Annotated in this window: 15 protein-coding genes and 1 tRNA gene; 6 read left to right on the top strand and 10 right to left on the bottom strand. The window is 62.2% G+C overall.

Features of this window, described 5'->3' with window-relative positions; translation table 11 throughout:
• Positions 1-3: 3 nt before the first annotated feature.
• Positions 4-972 (bottom strand): DUF6030 family protein, encoded by a 969-nt coding sequence (locus E8Q41_RS05485; protein WP_137154508.1) that lies wholly within the window; start codon positions 970-972, stop codon positions 4-6.
• 468 nt (positions 973-1440) lie between these two features.
• On the opposite strand from E8Q41_RS05485, the gene E8Q41_RS05480 reads away from it, so the two are divergent.
• Positions 1441-1803 carry a type II toxin-antitoxin system RelE/ParE family toxin gene (locus E8Q41_RS05480; protein WP_137154507.1) on the top strand — a complete coding sequence of 121 codons (363 nt, stop codon included), beginning with the start codon at positions 1441-1443 and terminating at the stop codon, positions 1801-1803.
• A complete protein-coding gene (locus E8Q41_RS05475) occupies positions 1800-2138 on the top strand; it encodes an XRE family transcriptional regulator (RefSeq protein ID WP_170976367.1) in 339 nt (112 codons plus the stop codon). The genes E8Q41_RS05480 and E8Q41_RS05475 overlap by 4 nt, the downstream gene beginning before the upstream one ends.
• 1020 nt (positions 2139-3158) lie before the next feature.
• On the opposite strand, the gene E8Q41_RS05470 is transcribed toward E8Q41_RS05475, so the two are convergent.
• The 4 genes from E8Q41_RS05470 to E8Q41_RS05455 form a co-directional block, all read right to left on the bottom strand.
• Positions 3159-3234, bottom strand: a tRNA-Lys gene (locus tag E8Q41_RS05470).
• Positions 3235-3362: 128 nt separating this feature from the next.
• A complete protein-coding gene (locus tag E8Q41_RS05465; RefSeq protein ID WP_137154506.1) occupies positions 3363-4259 on the bottom strand; it encodes a PhzF family phenazine biosynthesis protein in 897 nt (298 codons plus the stop codon).
• 2 nt (positions 4260-4261) lie between these two features.
• Positions 4262-5002, bottom strand: coding sequence for an NUDIX hydrolase (locus E8Q41_RS05460; protein ID WP_137154505.1), 741 nt, complete (start codon positions 5000-5002; stop codon positions 4262-4264).
• Positions 4999-6105 (bottom strand): endonuclease/exonuclease/phosphatase family protein, encoded by a 1107-nt coding sequence (locus E8Q41_RS05455; protein ID WP_137154504.1) that lies wholly within the window; start codon positions 6103-6105, stop codon positions 4999-5001. Before E8Q41_RS05455 ends, E8Q41_RS05460 begins: the two co-directional genes overlap by 4 nt.
• Before the next feature lie 197 nt (positions 6106-6302).
• Between E8Q41_RS05455 and E8Q41_RS05450 the strand changes: the two genes are divergently transcribed.
• Positions 6303-6674 carry a DUF4189 domain-containing protein gene (locus E8Q41_RS05450; protein WP_137154503.1) on the top strand — a complete coding sequence of 124 codons (372 nt, stop codon included), beginning with the start codon at positions 6303-6305 and terminating at the stop codon, positions 6672-6674.
• A 268-nt stretch (positions 6675-6942) separates the two neighbouring features.
• Positions 6943-8175 (top strand): adenylate/guanylate cyclase domain-containing protein, encoded by a 1233-nt coding sequence (locus E8Q41_RS05445; RefSeq protein WP_137154502.1) that lies wholly within the window; start codon positions 6943-6945, stop codon positions 8173-8175.
• Between the two features lie 37 nt (positions 8176-8212).
• Here E8Q41_RS05445 and E8Q41_RS05440 read toward each other — a convergent pair whose 3' ends face one another.
• From E8Q41_RS05440 to E8Q41_RS05425, 4 genes are all read right to left on the bottom strand, one after another.
• Positions 8213-9007: a YdcF family protein gene (locus tag E8Q41_RS05440; protein WP_137154501.1), complete on the bottom strand. Its 795-nt coding sequence runs from the start codon at positions 9005-9007 to the stop codon at positions 8213-8215.
• 80 nt (positions 9008-9087) lie between these two features.
• A complete protein-coding gene (gene fhuB, locus E8Q41_RS05435; RefSeq protein WP_137154500.1) occupies positions 9088-11061 on the bottom strand; it encodes a Fe(3+)-hydroxamate ABC transporter permease FhuB in 1974 nt (657 codons plus the stop codon).
• Positions 11058-11954, bottom strand: a complete 897-nt coding sequence (locus E8Q41_RS05430) for an ABC transporter substrate-binding protein (protein ID WP_137154499.1) — start codon at positions 11952-11954, stop codon at positions 11058-11060. Before E8Q41_RS05430 ends, fhuB begins: the two co-directional genes overlap by 4 nt.
• A complete protein-coding gene (locus tag E8Q41_RS05425) occupies positions 11944-12729 on the bottom strand; it encodes an ATP-binding cassette domain-containing protein (RefSeq protein WP_137154498.1) in 786 nt (261 codons plus the stop codon). Before E8Q41_RS05425 ends, E8Q41_RS05430 begins: the two co-directional genes overlap by 11 nt.
• A 162-nt stretch (positions 12730-12891) precedes the next feature.
• Between E8Q41_RS05425 and E8Q41_RS05420 the strand changes: the two genes are divergently transcribed.
• A complete protein-coding gene (locus tag E8Q41_RS05420) occupies positions 12892-13758 on the top strand; it encodes an AraC family transcriptional regulator (RefSeq protein ID WP_246660084.1) in 867 nt (288 codons plus the stop codon).
• A gap of 148 nt (positions 13759-13906) precedes the next feature.
• Positions 13907-16087: a TonB-dependent siderophore receptor gene (locus E8Q41_RS05415; RefSeq protein WP_137154496.1), complete on the top strand. Its 2181-nt coding sequence runs from the start codon at positions 13907-13909 to the stop codon at positions 16085-16087.
• 95 nt (positions 16088-16182) lie between these two features.
• Here the strand turns inward: E8Q41_RS05415 and E8Q41_RS05410 are convergent, their stop codons facing one another.
• Positions 16183-17346 (bottom strand): AI-2E family transporter, encoded by a 1164-nt coding sequence (locus E8Q41_RS05410; protein WP_137154495.1) that lies wholly within the window; start codon positions 17344-17346, stop codon positions 16183-16185.
• Between the last annotated feature and the right edge of the window lie 80 nt (positions 17347-17426).

Below are 17426 nucleotides of genomic sequence, written 5' to 3'. Positions count from 1 at the left end.
GCCTCAATTTTTATCGAAGTGCGTTTTTGATACGGCTCTTTCGATCGAGCCTGTTTCAAGCTTTTCGTCTGGCCGTGAAGGCGCTGTGACCTGTGGGATCTTTTGACTGATCTTATGGTCTCGTCCGTCGTCACGGACGAGAAGCTGGCGCTCGCAGCCGGCTTTCCAGCAATTCCAGGCCGGGCCGCCAAAGGGCTTCAAGAAGCTCGAGCGTTTGAAGTAAGCCGCTGTCCGCTTTTGTTCTGCGCCTTTGGGGTTGGGATAGATCACCAGATTGTAGTTCCCCGGTCGGCTCATTTCCTGCCGGAACCGGACCGACAGGGCGTAATCGTCTTTCTCATATTGAGACACGGTGAGGATTTGCGAGGATGCGCCCGCCACGCCGCGCCATTGTTCAAGGCCATTGAAGGCGTCGACAATTTTTGTCAGCGTCTTCGTCATGTCGCTGGAGAGTTTTGGCGAGCCAAGCACGAATTTGACGCGCACGTTGCCGGCCGCTTCGTCCTCGTGGCCCTTGACAATCATGAAAAGTCGCTCGCTTCCATCCGGCCGCACCCTGCTGGCTCCGAAAACACGCTCCCAGGAGCACTCGAAGGCGCCGCTTTTCAAAGCGTCTGGCGCCCATTTGGAGATTGGCACGCCCTGTTTCCGGAGAGCGTCGCACAGCGTCTGGCCATCTGGCATCACCGACACAAAGCTTGCTAGCGGGCCCATCAGTTCGGTTGTAAGCCGCGCTTTGGTAAGCTGTTTTCCTGATGCCGGGAGCCTCGATGTCTTCGGCGTCTTGTGCGCGACGATCGTTTCCGGTTCCGAAAGATCGATGTTCAGGATATCCGCCACTCTTCGAAGGTTGCGGCCATCATGGGCGAGCAGCAAGACGGCGCATAGGGCGGATAGCAGCACAAAGAGACCCAGCCAGAAAACAACAATGTTTCCGCGTGCTCGATGAGGCTTTAGTCCGCTTTTACTCATGGCAGACCCTGGGGCTGTTCCGCCCACGTTTCGTATGCCAAGCATCGTATTATGCTGCGGCGCAATATTCAATGCTGAGCAGAAATTGAAACAAATCCAGGTTAATGGCGGGGTGGGGGGACCGAATTTCGGCAATAAAGGCAGGATCCGAGGAAAGTTCGCATCCGATCGACTGTTTGTCCAATTGTATCTGGTTCAGTTCTTAAACGGGACGATCGATCAGGCGTCGCACGCCGACGAGACTAAGCGATAAAATTGAACGCCTATTGACTGCCTGCTTGCAGAAACAGCGTTGCATCCCTCGATCCCCGCCTTTGATCATGGCTCCTTTGACGGACGGACGCCAACAAGTGGCCTCTCGAACTGCCAGAGCGCCCGTTTCTGCTTGTGACCTTCACCTTCACCCGTACACTCCATTCATGAATGAAGCTTGAATTATTCCGCGGATGGAATACAGTGTGAAGACGGATGAGTTGGAACGTCGAATATACCGATGAATTTGGTCACTGGTATACGCCGTTGGCGGAAGCCATCCAGGACGATATCGACCGTGTGGTGGGGTTGCTGGAAGCAAAAGGTCCACAGCTGCCGTTTCCCTATTCCTCCGGCATCGAAAGGTCGGAGCACGAGCATATGCGCGAGTTGCGAATACAATGCGGCGGCGAACCTTATCGAATATTCTACGCGTTTGATCCGCGACGAACAGCAATCTTGCTCATTGGCGGCAATAAGGTTGGAAACGATCGTTTTTATGATGAGATGATCCCAATCGCGGATCGATTGTATAGCCAGTACCTGATCGAAATCAGGAAGGAAGGACTGACGCCATGACAGGACACCAACCGTTTAATGCCCTGCGAGATCGCATGTCACCCGAACGCCGCGCGCGCAATGCGGATGCAACTCAGGCTATGTTGCATGAAATGGCTCTGCATGAACTGAGGCTGGCGCGCGAGAAAACGCAGGCCGATGTGGCGCGGGAGCTTCACGTAAAGCAACCCGCCGTCGCAAAACTGGAACAGCGCGCCGACATCTATGTCAGCAATCTCCGCCGCTACATCGAGGCGTTGGGCGGCAAGCTCGAAATTGTCGCGAGATTTCCTGATGCTTCGGTCAATATCAAAAATTTTGGCGATCTTTCCAAATTACCATCTACGCCAGAATGAAATAGACCATCCTGCCAAAAAGACCGCCTCGCATCGATTGTGCGGATAGCGTCACACGAAATGTCGAGATCTCATGACTTACGAAAATCCTGGCAAGGATTAAACGTTGGTCGGTTGTCTGGCTGCAACAAGGCCTGTCTGCATGCCATGGGTTCATATTGGTAACAATTAAGTACCCGTAGTTTCAGTCGGGGCATCATCTTATGTATAGTTTTTCCGCGTGCGCCCGCATGTATTGCGTCAAGGCTTCATTTGACAGATGGCCCGTCCGAGCGTGATTTGACCGACGAAACACCTGTAGAAACCGCAAGCGCCTTCAGACTGCCTGCCCGCAGAAACTGCGCTAACCTACGACCCGTTGTTCAAAAATTACCGGGAACAAAAAACTACGCCGCAGAGACAATGCCGCCGAAAAGGGGAAAAATCACCTAAATTTGGTGGAGGTTCTTGAGACACGGCGCCTCTCCGCCTTGCAAGCCTTTGAAGTGTCGGAAGCATTCCGAGCCGAAAAAAGTGAATGAAATCAAGGGCGTAACAGTGGTGGGCAAGCAATACGTTCGAACTAATCTCCTGTAGATTTTTAACTGATTGACTTTGTTAAGAGAATTTGTCGGCCAGAGTTTGTGCGGTGATCGATGGCATGGATTTATGTTGAGAACAATTAAGCCCCCGTAGTTTCAGTTAAAACTTCACCTTAAAGTAATTTAAAACGGTTGATACGCGCATGTGTTGCGTTGGAAAGATGATCCTTCCGAGCGAGATTTGGCCGACGCAAAACCGGAGAAACCGAAACGGCCTCCCGCATGCCCACCCGCAGAAACTGCGCAAACCTTCGACCCGTTGTTCAAAAATTACGGGGAACAGAAAACTACGCGGCAGAGACAGTGCCGCCGAAAAGGGGAAAAATCGCCTAAACTTGGTGGGTGTTCTTGAGACGCGGCGCGTCTCCGCCTTGCAAGCCTTTGAAGTGTCGGAAGCATTCCGAACCCGGAAAAACAAGTAAAATCAAGGCTTTAAAAATGGTGGGTGATGTAGGGCTCGAACCTACGACCCGCTGATTAAGAGTCAGCTGCTCTACCAACTGAGCTAATCACCCGTCCAGATGCGCTTGCTGCGCGTCTGAGGGGGCGTATAAAGGGGTTGCCTGAGCTTGGCAACCCCTCGGGCGTCACAAATCTGAAAAAATTCCGCAAAAGCGAAGAAGGCTTCGGACCTGTTGAAAACTCACAGGAAAAGCTCTCCCGCCGCGAGCTTCACCGCCTGGCCGCCGATGCGGGCGCGGATGACCCGGCCGGCTTCGGTGTCGATGTGAAGATGGATGTGAGAGGCGCGGCCCATCTCCACGCCCTGTTCGATGAAGAGGGCGTGATGGCCGTCTGTGAGGCCGTCGAAGCGCTGGATCGCGCCGCTCATGGCGGCCACGGCGCCGCCGGTCGCGGGGTCCTCGGCGATGCCCATATCGGGGGCGAACATGCGCGCGTGGAAGCTGGCGCGGTGATCCTCGCCGCCGCGGCAATAGAGATAGCAGGCGCCTGTCGGGACCGCTTTCGTCCAGAGTTTCGGGTCGAAGCGCACGGCTGCGGCAGCCGCCAGTCCCGAGACAGGGACCATGACGAAGGGCACGCCAGCGCTCCAGAGCGACAGGCGGTGGTTTTCGAAGCCGATATCGCCGGCGCTGAGGCACAGCGCGTCGGCGATCGCCTGGATGTCGAACTCGGTCGGAATTTCTTCCGACAGGCGAGGCAGATCGAATTCTGCGAAGGAGGTTTCGCCCGCGGCCAGGCGGACGGCGGCGCGCACCGGGCCGACCTTCTCCTCAAGCACGCTGACGAGATCGATGCTTGCGTCCGGCGCCTGGCGTTCGGCGAGCGCGATGGCGCAGCCGACGGTGGGATGGCCGGCGAAAGGCAGTTCGCGGCCTGGCGTGAAGATGCGCAGTTGCGCGGTGTGCGCAGGGTTTTCCGGCGGCAGCACGAACACGGTTTCGGACAAGTTGAATTCGCCGGCGATGGTCTGCATCGCCTCATCGGAGAGGCCGGAGCCGTCGAAGACGACGGCGAGGGGATTGCCCTTCAGCTTGGCGGCGGTGAAGACATCGTAGATGGCGTAGGCGCGGGACATGGTCATCCTTTCCGGTCGAACAGCCAGGTGAGTAGGTGGGGCATGAAGGCGGGATAGTCATGCGCGGCGGGATCCGCATCGCGGATCGCCAGCGCGCAGTCGATTTCGGGTTCGGGATCTGCGGCGATATGAGCGGCGATGCGGGCCAGCATTTCGTCGGCCGTCAGGTCGAAGAAGAAGCGACGAAACACGGTCACGGTGTTGTGCGACTGGACGGCGTAGGATTGCGCCTCCGCCCGGGCGGATGCGAGGTCGAAGCCGGTTTCTTCCTGCACTTCGCGGCGCATGTTGAAGTCGAGATCGCAATGGCCCGAGATCACATCGCTTTCGTCCATCGAGCCCGCCGCGCAATAGACCCGGCCGGGATTGGCGGTGTGGCGCCCCATGCGGATGGCGATCAGCGCGCCGTCCGACGAAATCGGCAAGGGCAGCCCGAAGAGATGATAGCCGCCCGCCGGCCGCGCCAGTTTCCGCCAATGCAGAAAGGTGGCGAAGGGCGCGAGATAGGCGTCTCCCTCGATGCGGCCTTCAGCGAAGGACAGGCGACGCTGGAACACCATGCGTCCGTTGAACAAAGCGGGATTGGCCGCCACTTCCCGGGTCCAGTTCTCCTCGATGGCGGCGCGATTGTCCGTCACCCAGGGATGGTCCCCCTCATGCACCGCGAGACGATATCCGACGATCGGAAAAACCTGGCCGGCGGGCGGAAAGCCTGCGGCTTCGAGACTGGTTTGGGTATTCACGGCAGATGCAGCTCCATGACGACGGGGCAATGGTCGGAGGCCTTCGGCCGGTCCCAACCGGTGCGCGGATAACGATCCACCTCCTGTCCCGGCGGGAAGGGCGTGCGGAAGGGTTGGCCAGATCGGACGATGTCGGGCGCCGCGTCAGAATTGGCGGCGGACAGCGCCGGCGACAGCCAGATATAATCGAGCTGGCAGAGATGGCGGTCCTCAATGCCGCGGGCGTGGAACAGCGTCCAGCGATCGTCCTCAGGGCGGCGCGTCACGGCGTTTTCGGCAAAGCCGTCATGGCTGAACACGTCGAGGGCGCTTTCCGTCTCGCGCGCCGGAGTGAAGGTGAACCCCGTACGACGGTCGCCGCCGATCAGCAGCTTTTCCTGATAGTCATTCATGTCGCCGCAGATGACGAAGTTGCGATGGCCGACGCCCTCGCCGAAACGGGTTTCGATGATGCGCCGGACAGCGCGCGCCTCGGCGCGGCGCAGCGGCATGGTGGCGGTGCGACCATCCATGCCGTCACGCGGGCTGGTCATGGATTTGAAATGGCAGACGAACAGCGTCAAGCGCTTGCCGCCGATGCGGACGTCGAGCTCCAGGCAGTCGCGCCGGAAAATGCGATCGTCGGGCTTTTCTGTCGCGGTGAGCGCCTCCTCAAAGAGGTCGAAATCGCGGAAAGTGACGGCGGCATGGCTGCGGATATCGATGAATTCTATCGGCGCCCCGTCGCGGGTGCGGTCGCGCATCATCACCGCCACGTCGATGCCGCGGCTGTCGTTTCCCTTGATCAGATATTTCTGGCGATAGCCTTCGCCGACCATTTTGTAGAGATAGCCATATTCGAAGGCGTTCAGCGCTTCGAGGCTTTCGACCTCCTGCAGGCAGAGAATGTCGGCGTCGGCGTCGGCAATGGCGAGCGCCGACATCTGCCGCGTGTCGTCGGTCGAAGACACCATCCGCGCCTCCTCGAGGCGCCGGTAATCGGCTTCCGAATCGATGGTGTAGAGACGGAGCGCGCGGTCCTGGCGGAGCTGGTTGCGAAAGCCGGTGAAATCGAAGCGATTCAATAGGTTTTCGATGTTGAATGTCCCGATCCGAACCGCCATGACTGTCTCCGTTGACATCGCGACGCTAGCACGAGGCCTGACGGCAAGGCAAACCCGCGGGGGCGGCGGATGAGGCTGCAAACCAAATTTGGGTGCAGCTGAAATGCCCGTTGTAGACCTCGCGGCGGTCGTGATTTAGTGCGCGCCAAATGAGCAAACGCGCATATCCATAGACAAAAAAAGGGGAGTTCTCCGAAATGAAAAAGTTCCTGCTCGCCGCGGCCATCGCAACGGCCGCCATGACGGCTCCTGTCGCGGCCCTGGCCAACGATCTCTTCGGGGCCATCGCCTATTCGGGCTCCACCGGCTCTTTTGGCTGGAGCACGGGATTCAGCACGCGCCGCGCCGCAGAGCGCGAAGCCCTGGGCAATTGCGCCGACCGCGCCAATGATTGCGAAGTTGCGACATATTTCAAAAACGCCTGCGGTTCGCTGGCGGCCGGTTCCAACGGCGGTTGGGGCGCTAATTGGGGCGATCATATGGGCGAGGCCGAGCGCAAGGCCATGAAGATCTGCAATCAGAACGACAGCGGTTGCTCGGTCGTCGTCACGAAATGCGCCGACGATTGATCGCACCGGCTTCGTTCCACGTCGCCTCTCGAGCCCGCCGCTGCATTCGGCGGGCTTTTTGATGATTGACGCCCGAGCGGTCGCGAAGGCGCTTGCGCCTTCTTCTCAAGCCTGTACCGTCTCGGCAACAGCGCGGCTTTTTTGCGAGCCGCGTCTTACATTCGGCTTCGATGAAACTATGTCTGCTAAGTGATTTGCCGCGCCGCCGTCGGACTTGGGGTCCAATAAGAGTGGCCGGCGGTCGGACAAGCGAGAGGGCATGTAGAGAATGACGACAGCGCAGGATCATCAGGGCGCCGCGCAACCGGATCGAGACGGCGAGATCGTGGGCGCATGGCCACAATCGCGGCATGCCGTGCTTGACTGGCTCATCAGCGAAACCCGTAGCGAACGCTTTCTCGACAATCTGTTCCGCGACATGTGCGTGCGGTTGAACGCCGCCGGCCTTATGATCGGCCGCGCCACTATCCATCTGCGCGTGCATCATCCGCAATGGTTGGGCGCGCGCATTCTCTGGCGTCGGGGTATGGAAGAAGCCGAAGTCGACACGTTCGACTATGGCATCGAGGAGACGCCGCAATTTCAGCGCAGCCCGGCGCGATTGCTCTATAGCGGCGTCAATGAAGTGCGCCAGATTCTCGGCGATCCCGCTCTGGCGGAGCATTTCCCGCTCTATGGCGATCTCTACAAACAGGGCTTGACCGAATATCTCGCCTGGCCGCTCGAATATACGCTCGACAAGAAGCACATCATCACGTTTTCCAGCGATCGGCCGGGCGGGTTTCAGCACTGGGAGATCACGGCGCTCCGGGACATTCTCCCTGTCTTCGCGCTGGCGTCCGAAGTGCGTGTCAAGAACCGCATGGCGCGCACGCTGCTCGAAACCTATGTGGGACCGCATGCCAGCGAACAGATTCTCGCCGGCGCATCGACGCGCGGCAGCGGCGCGACGACCGAGGCGGCGATCATGATCTGCGATCTCCGAGATTTCACCTCGCTGTCCGATCTCTGGCCGCGCGACGACGTCATCGACATGCTCAACGCCTATTTCGACGCGCTGTCGGAGCCGATCGAACGGCAGGGCGGCGAAATCCTGAAATTCATGGGCGATGGTCTGTTGGCGATCTTTCCGCTTTCAGACCCACAGGCCTGCGCCAAGCTGCTCCTCGCCATCCGCCACGCCAGCCGGCGCATGGCGACGTTGAACCGGGTTCATGAGGATCGGGGCCTGCCCAATCTGCGCTTCGGCACCGGCGTGCATATCGGCGATGTCATGTATGGCAATATCGGTTCGCGCCGCCGGCTCGACTTCACCGCCATCGGTCCCGTGGTCAATATCGCGTCGCGGCTGGAAACCCTGACCAAGGATCTCGGTCGCAGCGTGCTCCTGTCCGGCGAATTCGTCGAGCGCGCCGGCTGTCAGGACGAGGTCGACAGCGTCGGGCTGCATGTGCTGAAGGGGCTCAATCATCCCGTCGACGTCTACGCCCTGCAGGCGTAGCGCCGGGAATGGCCCGCACGACAGTTCTCCGAGAGGGTCAGGGGGCGGGCAACAACGTCTTGGTGCGCCCCGACAGCCAATAGCCGAACAGGCCGATCCATTCATGGGCGGCGAGATCGAGATTGGCCAGGCCGACCGCCGTCGAGCGTGGCCGGTTGAGAGGATGCGAAAGGCCACGCGTGCGATAATCGACGGGGTAGGGGATGAAATCCAGCCCCTGTTCGCGGAACACCGCCACCGAACGCGGCATATGCGAGGCCGAGGTCAGGAGCAGCCAGCGTTCGCCGGGTTTGGGCGTAACAGCCTTTTTGGTCTCGACGGCGTTTTCGAAGGTGGTGCGGGAGTTTTCCTCCATCTCAATCCGCTCCGGGGCGACGCCCATGCCGATCAAGGCCTCCCGGGCGAAATAGGATTCGCTGACGCGGCCTTTGTCGGTGTCGAAGCTCCAACCGCCCGAGAGGAAGATGCGCATGGTCGGATAGCGATTTGCGAGCGCGGCTGTTTCGGTCACCCTTTCGGCGGCGTCGTTCAGGATCACCCGGTCACGGCTGATCGCAAGATGCAGATCGACAGCGCCGCCGAGCATCACCACGCCCGTCGGCGGTTCGGAAAGATCGGGCGCGGGAAAGCGATCTTCGAGAATGGCCACCGGCAGGTTGCCGAGCGGCGTAAAGCCGGCGGCAAAGGGGATGGCGAGCGCCAGCGCCCCGATTGCAAAGCCGGTTCTGCGCCAGCGCAACACCAGCAAGAGCGCCGCCAGCAGGCCAAGCGCGACCATCACATTCGAGGGCAGGATCAGCGTGTCGACGAGTTTGGACAGATAGAAAAACATGTCGGCTCCAGGCGGGGGCGCTCATCGCGCAGATGCGGCGACCCTACAAGAGATTCCTTTCGAAATCGAAATCCTGCGGTTCAGCTGCGGCTGCGGTTCATGAGGAATGCCAGCACCGGCGCGCCGATCATCGCGGAAACCAGTCCAGCCGGGATCTGGTAGGGGAAGGCGAGCATCCGACCGCACCAATCCGCGAGCGCCATCAGGGCCGCGCCGATCAGCGCCGCGCCGATTGTCTGGGCGCCGGCGTGGCGCAGGCCGGCTTCTCGGGCCAGATGCGGCGCCATCAGGCCGATGAAGCTCATCGGACCAACGGTCAACGTCGCCGCCGCGGTGAGGAGCGCCGCCAAGGCGTAGAGGGTCAGGCGCACCTTCGGCAGAGCGAGACCAAGCGCCTGCGACGGCGCAGGGCCGAGCGGCAGGATCTGCAGCCAGCGCCGCCCCATGAACGCCAGCGCCACGAGCACGAGCATGGCTGCAAGCGAAACAAAGGCGGTCTCGGCGTCGACGGCGTAAGTCGAACCGCTCATCCATCGCACCAGCGCCATGCCGCGGGGATCGCCCATCGAACTCAGGGCGCCCGACAGGGCGTCCGCCATGGCGCTGATTGCGACGCCTGTCAGCAGCACGCGTTCTGCGGCGAAGGCCGAGCGACGTCCCATGGCGAGAATGCCGAGCAATACCAGCCCCGCGCCGAGCCCGGCGAAACCGAGTTGCAACGACACGACAGGCGTGGCGACCAGGAACAGCGACAGCGCCATGCCCATGGTCGCGCCGGCGCTCACGCCGAGCACTTCGGGGCTCGCCATCTCGTTGCCGGTCAGCCGTTGCAGGATGACGCCCGCGACCGCCAGCATCGCGCCGGCGCCGAGCGCGGCGAAAACGCGGGGTGCGCGATAGGGCAACACATCGGTCAGCGTCTGGCCGAGGGACAGTTCGAAGCCCCCGTCCAGTCCCCGGCCAACCAGCAGGGCGATGGCTATGATCAGAATCGCCAGAAGGATCGCGAGCGCCGGGACCCAGGCGGGCGTCGACCGTTCGGTCACCACCGGAGCCGCGCTCGCGCGAAAGCGCGTCTTCAGGCGCGGCAACAGAAGCAAAAGCAGCGGCGAGCCGAAGACGGCGGTGACGGCGCCTGTCGGCAGCGAATCCGAGAGATCGCCGAGCAGCGCCACGAGCGCGGCGTCGGTCAGCGTCAGAAGCGCCGCGCCGATCAGGCTCGACCAGATGAACAGCGACAGCGGCCGCCTCGCGCCGCTGATGCGGGCAAGGAGCGGCGCGACGAGACCGATGAAGCCGATCACGCCGACGGCGGCTGTCGCGACGGCGGCGAGCGTCACGGCGATGGCGACCGCCGCGAAACGGGCGTAGCGCACCGACACTCCGCGCCCCGCCGCGCCATCCTCGCCGAGATCGAGAAGGCCGAGCGGCCGCACCGCCAGAAAAGCAAGCGCCGTGAGGAAAGCGAGTTTCGGCGCGAGCGCGAGCGGGACGGCCCAGCTCTGCTGCGACAGGGATCCCGCGCCCCAGACGAACAGGCCGACGAGATAGCGGTCGTTCATCAGGATCAGGATGGCGGAAAGCGCGCCGCACCACAGGCTGATCACCATGCCCGACAGCACCAGCGAAAAGGGGGTGAGGCCGCGTCGCGCCCCGATCAGGAAGACGAGGCCCGCCGCAGCGGCGCTGCCCAAAAGCGCGATCCCGTCGCGACCGAGGGAGAGGAGCGCCGGCGCATAGAGCATCGCGGCGGCGAGCGCCAATTGCGCGCCGGCGGCAATGCCGAGCGTCGTGGGCGAGGCGAGCGGATTGCGCAGCGCCTGCTGCAGGATCGCGCCCGACAGCGACAGCGCCGCCCCGACCATCAGCGCCGTCGCGATGCGCGGCAAGGCGGCGTTGATGAAGACGAGTTCCGCCATCCGATAGCCGGCGGCGGACGGATCGAGCGCCCAAAACCGGTCGATCCTGATCCAGACCATGAGGCCGGCGAGGAGCGTGAGCCCGAGGGTCAGCGCCAAGGGACTGCGGCGCGGATCGATGAGAGACAGGGTCATGCGCGCGCCTCCAGAGCCGATGTCAGCAAATCGGCGAAACGGACCGCCTCCACGACCATGCCATAGGCGAGGGCGGGCGGCAGGACCGACAGCCGACCCGTGCGGTTGAAGGGCAGAGCCTTCCAGATCGGGCTCTCGCCGACCTTGGCCATCACGTCGCGCGGCGTCGGCTCGAAGAGGACGGCATGGGTGTTTTCCGTGGCGGCTAAAGCGAGGCCTTCGAGCCCGGTCATGGCGAAACCCCAGTAATTGCAGGGCGACGTCCAGGCGTTCTTGAGGCCCAGGCGGTCGAGCGCCCCTTGATAGAGGCCCGGCGCGCCATAGACATAGGCATGGCGGTCGTCGATCAGATAGAACAGCAGCTGATCGCCTTTCGGCAGCCGGGCGAGACGGGCTCGGCAATCGGCGAACATGTGGTCGGCGCGTTCGAGATAGGCGGAGATTGCTCCGGATGCGCCGAGATAGTCCCCCATACGCCGCGTTTCGGAGATCGCTTTCGGCAGCACCGGGTCGCCCGAGCCGTCAAAGACGGAGATGCGCAGGCAGGGCGCGATGTCCTTCAGCTTCGGCAGCAAGGCGTCGAGAAACGGCGTGGTGATGATCAGATCGGGCTTCAGCGACGCCAGCAGTTCGAAATTCACCTCCCAGGCGCTGCCGAGATTGACGACGCCGGCCGGCAAAGCCGGCGCGCCCATCCATTTGTCCCAGTCGGCGGCTTCGGCCACGGCGGCGAGCCCGCCGCCGGTCTCGATCAGCGTCGACGCCACGGAATAATCGAGCGTGGCGATGCGGCGGAAGCGCGGCGTCTCGGCCCGGGCCGTGAGAGCGAGAGGCGCGACCGCCAGGCTGGCGATCACCGCGCGGCGGCTGAGGGGGAGGCGGTCAGGAAACATAGGCGAGCGGAATGTCGAGGGCCGGATGCGGCATCACCGTCATGTCGACGCCGTAGATCATGCGCAGCGTTTGGTCGGTCATGATGTCTCGCGCCGGGCCGGAAGCGACGAGCCGCCCGCCCTTGAGGGCATGGATCTCGTCGGCGAAACGCGCGGCCATGTTGACGTCGTGCAGCACGATGATCACCGACAGCGATTTTTCCCGCGACAGGCGGCGGATCAGCGCCAGAAGCTCGAGTTGATGGGCGACATCGAGCGCCGATGTCGGCTCGTCCAGAAGCAGGCAGCGGCTGTCCTGCGCCATCAGCATGGCGATCCAGGCGCGCTGGCGTTCGCCGCCGGACAGGGTTTCGACCATGCGGTCGCGCATGGGCGCGGTATGGGTGATGTCGAGCGCCTCTTCGACCTTGGCGCGGTCGATCGCGGAAAAGCGGCCCAGCGCGCCGTGCCAGGGATAGCGGCCGGCGGCGGCCAGTTCGCCCACCGTCATGCCGGCGGCGGTCGTCAGATCCTGCGGCAGGTAAGCCACCTCGCGGGCGAAGCGGCGGGCGCCGAAGGCGGCGACGGGTTCTCCGGCAAACATTATATCGCCGCCCGACGGCGCGATCTGCCTGGCCAGAAGTTTGAGAAGCGTGGATTTTCCCGATCCGTTGTGGCCGATCAGCGCCGACACGCAGCCGCTTTTGAAATCGATCGACACGTCGTCGAGAAGCAGTCGCTCGGGGACCTTGAAACTCAGGCCGCGTGTGGAAAAGACAGGCTGACTGGGAGACATCTCAATACCTTTCGCGCCGCTCCGGTGTCCGGGCGCTTTGTCGCGTCATCTGCGTTGAAACGCCGCTACATAATATGATAAGTTAAGTCAAGTTAACTTGCGGCCGCTACGCCGCGCCAGGTATGGACAAGGTCTCGTGTCTCAATGAATTTCGTTCCCCGCATGAACAATCGCATCGGCGGCTACACCGTCGAGCGCTATTTCCATCGCCGTTACTGGAACGGCATGGCGGCGGATCTCTGGGACGTCACCTGCGCGCCTGGAGCCGGCGGATTTTATAGCGCCCGGGATCCCCGTCTGTTCGTGGCGCTCGCCGCCGATGGCGGCGGCGACGCGCGTTTCGAGATGCGCGAGGTCGGCGGACGCATGAGCGCGCGGAGCGTTGCGCCCTTCATCTCCTTCATCCCGGCCGGCATGGATCTGGAGGCCTATTCGCACGGCATTCGCTCGGTTCGTCATCTCGATCTGCATTTCGACGCCGAAACGCTGGAACGCCGTTTTGGCGAAGATGTGGCGCCTTCAGTGTTCGAACAACCACGCTTGATGCTGTCGGAGCCAGACCTGTTCTCGTTGGCCGAACTCCTGGCTGGCGAATGCCTGACGGAAGAGCCGCTGCACGATCTCTATGGGGACGGGTTGGCGCTCGCTCTCCTTATTGCGGTGATGAAACTGCCGGCCCCGGAACGGCGCATGCGGGGCAAGCTCGCGCAATGGCAATTGCGCCGGGTGACGGATTTTATCGAGGACAATTGCCTGCGCACCATTCGCCTCGATGAACTCGCGACGATCGCCGGCCTGTCCGCCTGCTATTTCAGCCATGCGTTCAAGGCCACCACGGGCCTGCCGCCGCATCAGTGGCAGATGCGGGCGCGGATCCGCCGGGTCAAGGAGAGGCTGGCCGAGAGCCGTCAACCCTTGGCGGAAATAGCTGCGGAAATGGGCTTTTCGGACGCTGCCCATCTGACGCGGATGTTTCGCCGCCATGTCGGCTCGCCGCCATCCGTATGGCGGCGGGATCGAGCCGAATGATGGCCTATCGGCCTCGCGATGTTGATTTCGGACAAAATCGTTCAAGCCCGCAAAAGAACGGTCAAGCAGCGGGATAAAAGCTGACTTATAAAGTCAGCTTATTATCAAGCATGATGCAGGCGCGCGAGCGCTCGCGATGGGGACAAGCATGACACAGATGAACAGACGGGCGCGCCCTCAGCCTTGGCTTGCGGCCGGCGTGGCGGCGATAGCGATCCTTTCGGCGCAGGGCGCCGCCGCACAGGAGGCCACCCAGCTCAAGAAGATCGTCGTCGACACGGACGAGAAGGACAAGGCGACCGGGCCGGTCAAGGGCTATGCGGCGGTAGCGACCGAAGCGGGCGCCAAGACCGCTATGCCGATCAGCCGCGTGCCGCAATCGGTGAGCGTGATCGGCCGCGAGGAACTCGAGGATCGCGCCCTGTCCGGCAAGATCGACGAAGCGCTGCGTTACGTCTCCGGCGTCACAGCCCAGCCTTTCGGCAGCGATCCCGACACGGATTGGACCTATATCCGCGGCTTCGACGCCACCCAGACCGGCGGCTATCTCGACGGCCTCAATCTCTACAGCTACGGCTTCGGTGGTTTCCAGGTCGACTCCTATTTCCTCGACCGGATCACGGTGCTGAAGGGCCCGTCCTCGGCGCTTTACGGCGGCGGCAGCCCCGGCGGCATCATCGACATGACCCGAAAGACGCCAACCGATGAGCCGCTTCTCTCCACCGAAGCCGGCGTCAACAATTTCGGCAACGGCTATGTCGCCTTCGACGCATCCGACAAGATCAAGGACAGCGCCTTCAGCTATCGCCTGGCCGCCAAGGTCTCGGGCGGCAATTACCAGACCGATTACGGCAACGACCTGCGCAGCGCGGTAATGCCGCAGCTGACCTGGAGCCCGGACGATTCCACCAAGCTCAATATCTTCGCCTACTACTCGACGCTCGATCAGCGCCATAGCGCGGGCAGCTTCCTGCCCTATTACGGCACGGTCAAAGACGCGCCGTTCGGCAAGATCGATCCGGACAACTACTATGGCGAGCCCGATCTCGACGAGGGCACGACGCGCCAGACCATGATCGGCTACAATTTCGAGCGCGAACTCGACAATGGCGTGACGCTCAAACAGTCGCTGCGCTACGGCCATGTGAAGAAATACGAAAACGCGCCTTACACCTATGGCTGCTATGACGCGGTCACCTATTTCAGCGACTGCTCGTCCGCCGACGCCGAGAATGCGCAGTTCTATCGCATCGGTTTCGAACATCACACCAGCGTCGACGCGCTCAATGTCGACAACCATGCCGAAGGCTCCTTCGACACAGGCCCGATCAGCCATGACCTGATGGTCGGGATCGACTACAAATATTTCAAGATCGACCAGGTCCAGGCTTCAGGCTACGCCGCGCCGATCAGCGTTCTCGATCCGGATTATGGCGCCGACATCGTCACCACGCCCTATCTCATCCAGGATCTCGTGCAGCAGCAGGTCGGGATCTACGCCCAGAACCAGATGCGTTTCGGCTCCGGCTGGGTCGCCACGCTGAACGGCCGCTACGATTTCGTTCATACCGATTCAGACTATGATCTCGGCGGAACGGACTATGTCGCCGACAACACGGCGCTCAGCGGCCGGGCGGGTCTGGCCTATGAATTCGCCAATGGCGTCACGCCCTATGTGAGCGCCTCCACCTTCTTCGATCCGGTCATCGGCACGACCGCGAGCGGCGAGGGGCTCGATCCGGAAGAAGGCTACCAGCTCGAGGCAGGCGTCAAATACCGGCCCGATTTCATCGACGGCGTCTTCACCGCCTCCGTCTTCCAGATCGTCAAGCAGAACTGGACGCTCACCAATCCCACGACTTACGCCAGCGAGCAGATCGGCGAAGTCAAATCGCGCGGCGTCGAACTCGAGGCCAAGGTCGATCTGACCGAACAATGGCGCGCTGTCGCCGGCTTCACCTATCTCGACATGGAGATCACCAAGCACAATGTGGCGTCCTATGTCGGCAATTCGCCCTATCTGATCCCCGAGGTGTCGGCGACGGCCTGGCTCGACTACAAACTGCCGGCCGGAGCGCTGGAGGGCGTCAGCATCGGCGGCGGCCTGCGCTACCAGGGCAAGAGCTGGGCGGATCTGGAAAACACACTGCGGGTTCCCGAAGCCGTCGTGGCCGACGCGGCCATCCGTTACCAGAAGGACAATCTCGGCGTCTCGCTGACCGCGAGCAACCTGTTCGACAAGGACTATGTGACGGGCTGCCAGGGAACTCTGGTGTGCTCTTATGGCGCCGGGCGCACCGTGATGCTGAAGATCAACAAGCTCTGGTAAACCGGCGCGCGAGAGACGGCGGACTCTCAAACGTCGAAGGCCGGCGGATCATGCATCCGCCGGCCTTTCGCATTCATGACGCTCTGTAGGCGGCGTCAGGGTCCGTCGATTTCGGTCGGGAGGATCGGTCTCGCCTCATTGGCCTGTTTGGCTTCGTAAACCCATTCCCGCCAGATCGACACCAGCAGCGCCATCAGCACCGGGCCAACGAACAGGCCCAGGAAGCCCATGGTCTTGACGCCGCCGATCAGGCCGAAAAAGGTCGGCAGGAAAGGCAGCTTGATCGGTCCGCCCACGAGCTTGGGACGCAGGGTCTTGTCGACGATGAACAGTTCGACCGAACCCCAGGTGATCAGCGCCACGCCGGCCATGAAATCGCCGCTGGCGGCCAGATAGATCGACACCAGCGTGAAGGACAAGGGCGCCCCGCCCGGGATGAGCGCCATGACGCCGGTGATGATGCCGAGGGTGACCGGCGAGGGCACGCCGGCCAGCCAGTAGGCCACGCCGAGCACGATGCCTTCGCCGATGGCGATGATGGTCATGCCCGAGACGGTCGAACTGATGGTGAGCGGCACGATCCGCGATACGCGCCGCCAGCGACCCGGCAGCACCTGTTCGCCGAGCTGGTCGAGTTGGGCGACGAGATGTTCGCCGTCGCGATAGACGAACAGCAGCGTGATCAGCATGAACAACAGGCTGAGCAGTTTCTGGAACGCGGTTGCGCCGATGACGAGCACGCCCTGGCCGATATTGCCTATATTGGCGCCCGAGACCACCTGCACCAATTCGCCGAAACCGCCCGGCTTGCCGAAATGCAGCGTCCATTGCTCGCTCAGGAAATCGCCGACCAGCGGGATCTGCAGGAGCCAGAGCGGCGCGGGAGCGCCGGCCGCATTGGCGGCCATGGCCCAGGCGCTCCACACCTTGATTTCCTTGACGGCGGCGATGATGGCCAGCGACAGCGGCGCGATGATCACCAGCAGAACCAGCGCAAGGGCGATGGAGGCGGCGAGCGTCCTGCGGCCGTTCACGGCGTCGAGAAGACGCCGGTAGATCGGCCAGGTGGCGAAGCCGATCACCAGCGCGGCCAGCACCGGAACGACGAAGCCGTAGAAGAAATAGACGCCGGCGATGAGCACGAACAGCAGCAGCCATCGCGCCGCCGAAGTCGGCCCGACCAGAGCCGAACGCCGCGGCGTTCGCGACGCCTGCTCTGCCGAGGGCGTGATTTCTGCCGAGTCTGTAATGATCGCCATGTCTGTTGTCTCGTAAGCGCCGTTTGCAGCGCGATTCGCTAGCCCAAGGCCGGGTGTTAGGGAAGCGTCTTAATGGTCGC

The organism is Rhizobium sp. FKL33 (genome assembly GCF_005222915.1).
Taxonomy (GTDB): Bacteria; Pseudomonadota; Alphaproteobacteria; order Rhizobiales; family Rhizobiaceae; genus Rhizobium_E.
This window is presented reverse-complemented; position numbering and strand designations above follow the sequence as displayed.

Bases quoted from the DNA above. Each gene is read 5' to 3' on its own strand.
- E8Q41_RS05425 (WP_137154498.1), bottom strand. From the start codon at position 12,729: ATGTCTCCCAGTCAGCCTGTCTTTTCCACACGCGGCCTGAGTTTCAAG.
- E8Q41_RS05445 (WP_137154502.1), top strand. From the start codon at position 6,943: ATGACGACAGCGCAGGATCATCAGGGCGCCGCGCAACCGGATCGAGAC.
- E8Q41_RS05420 (WP_246660084.1), top strand. From the start codon at position 12,892: ATGAACAATCGCATCGGCGGCTACACCGTCGAGCGCTATTTCCATCGC.
- E8Q41_RS05475 (WP_170976367.1), top strand. From the start codon at position 1,800: ATGACAGGACACCAACCGTTTAATGCCCTGCGAGATCGCATGTCACCC.
- E8Q41_RS05410 (WP_137154495.1), bottom strand. From the start codon at position 17,346: ATGGCGATCATTACAGACTCGGCAGAAATCACGCCCTCGGCAGAGCAG.
- E8Q41_RS05480 (WP_137154507.1), top strand. From the start codon at position 1,441: ATGAGTTGGAACGTCGAATATACCGATGAATTTGGTCACTGGTATACG.
- E8Q41_RS05450 (WP_137154503.1), top strand. From the start codon at position 6,303: ATGAAAAAGTTCCTGCTCGCCGCGGCCATCGCAACGGCCGCCATGACG.
- E8Q41_RS05430 (WP_137154499.1), bottom strand. From the start codon at position 11,954: ATGTTTCCTGACCGCCTCCCCCTCAGCCGCCGCGCGGTGATCGCCAGC.
- E8Q41_RS05455 (WP_137154504.1), bottom strand. From the start codon at position 6,105: ATGGCGGTTCGGATCGGGACATTCAACATCGAAAACCTATTGAATCGC.
- E8Q41_RS05465 (WP_137154506.1), bottom strand. From the start codon at position 4,259: ATGTCCCGCGCCTACGCCATCTACGATGTCTTCACCGCCGCCAAGCTG.
- E8Q41_RS05485 (WP_137154508.1), bottom strand. From the start codon at position 972: ATGAGTAAAAGCGGACTAAAGCCTCATCGAGCACGCGGAAACATTGTT.
- E8Q41_RS05415 (WP_137154496.1), top strand. From the start codon at position 13,907: ATGACACAGATGAACAGACGGGCGCGCCCTCAGCCTTGGCTTGCGGCC.
- E8Q41_RS05440 (WP_137154501.1), bottom strand. From the start codon at position 9,007: ATGTTTTTCTATCTGTCCAAACTCGTCGACACGCTGATCCTGCCCTCG.
- fhuB (WP_137154500.1), bottom strand. From the start codon at position 11,061: ATGACCCTGTCTCTCATCGATCCGCGCCGCAGTCCCTTGGCGCTGACC.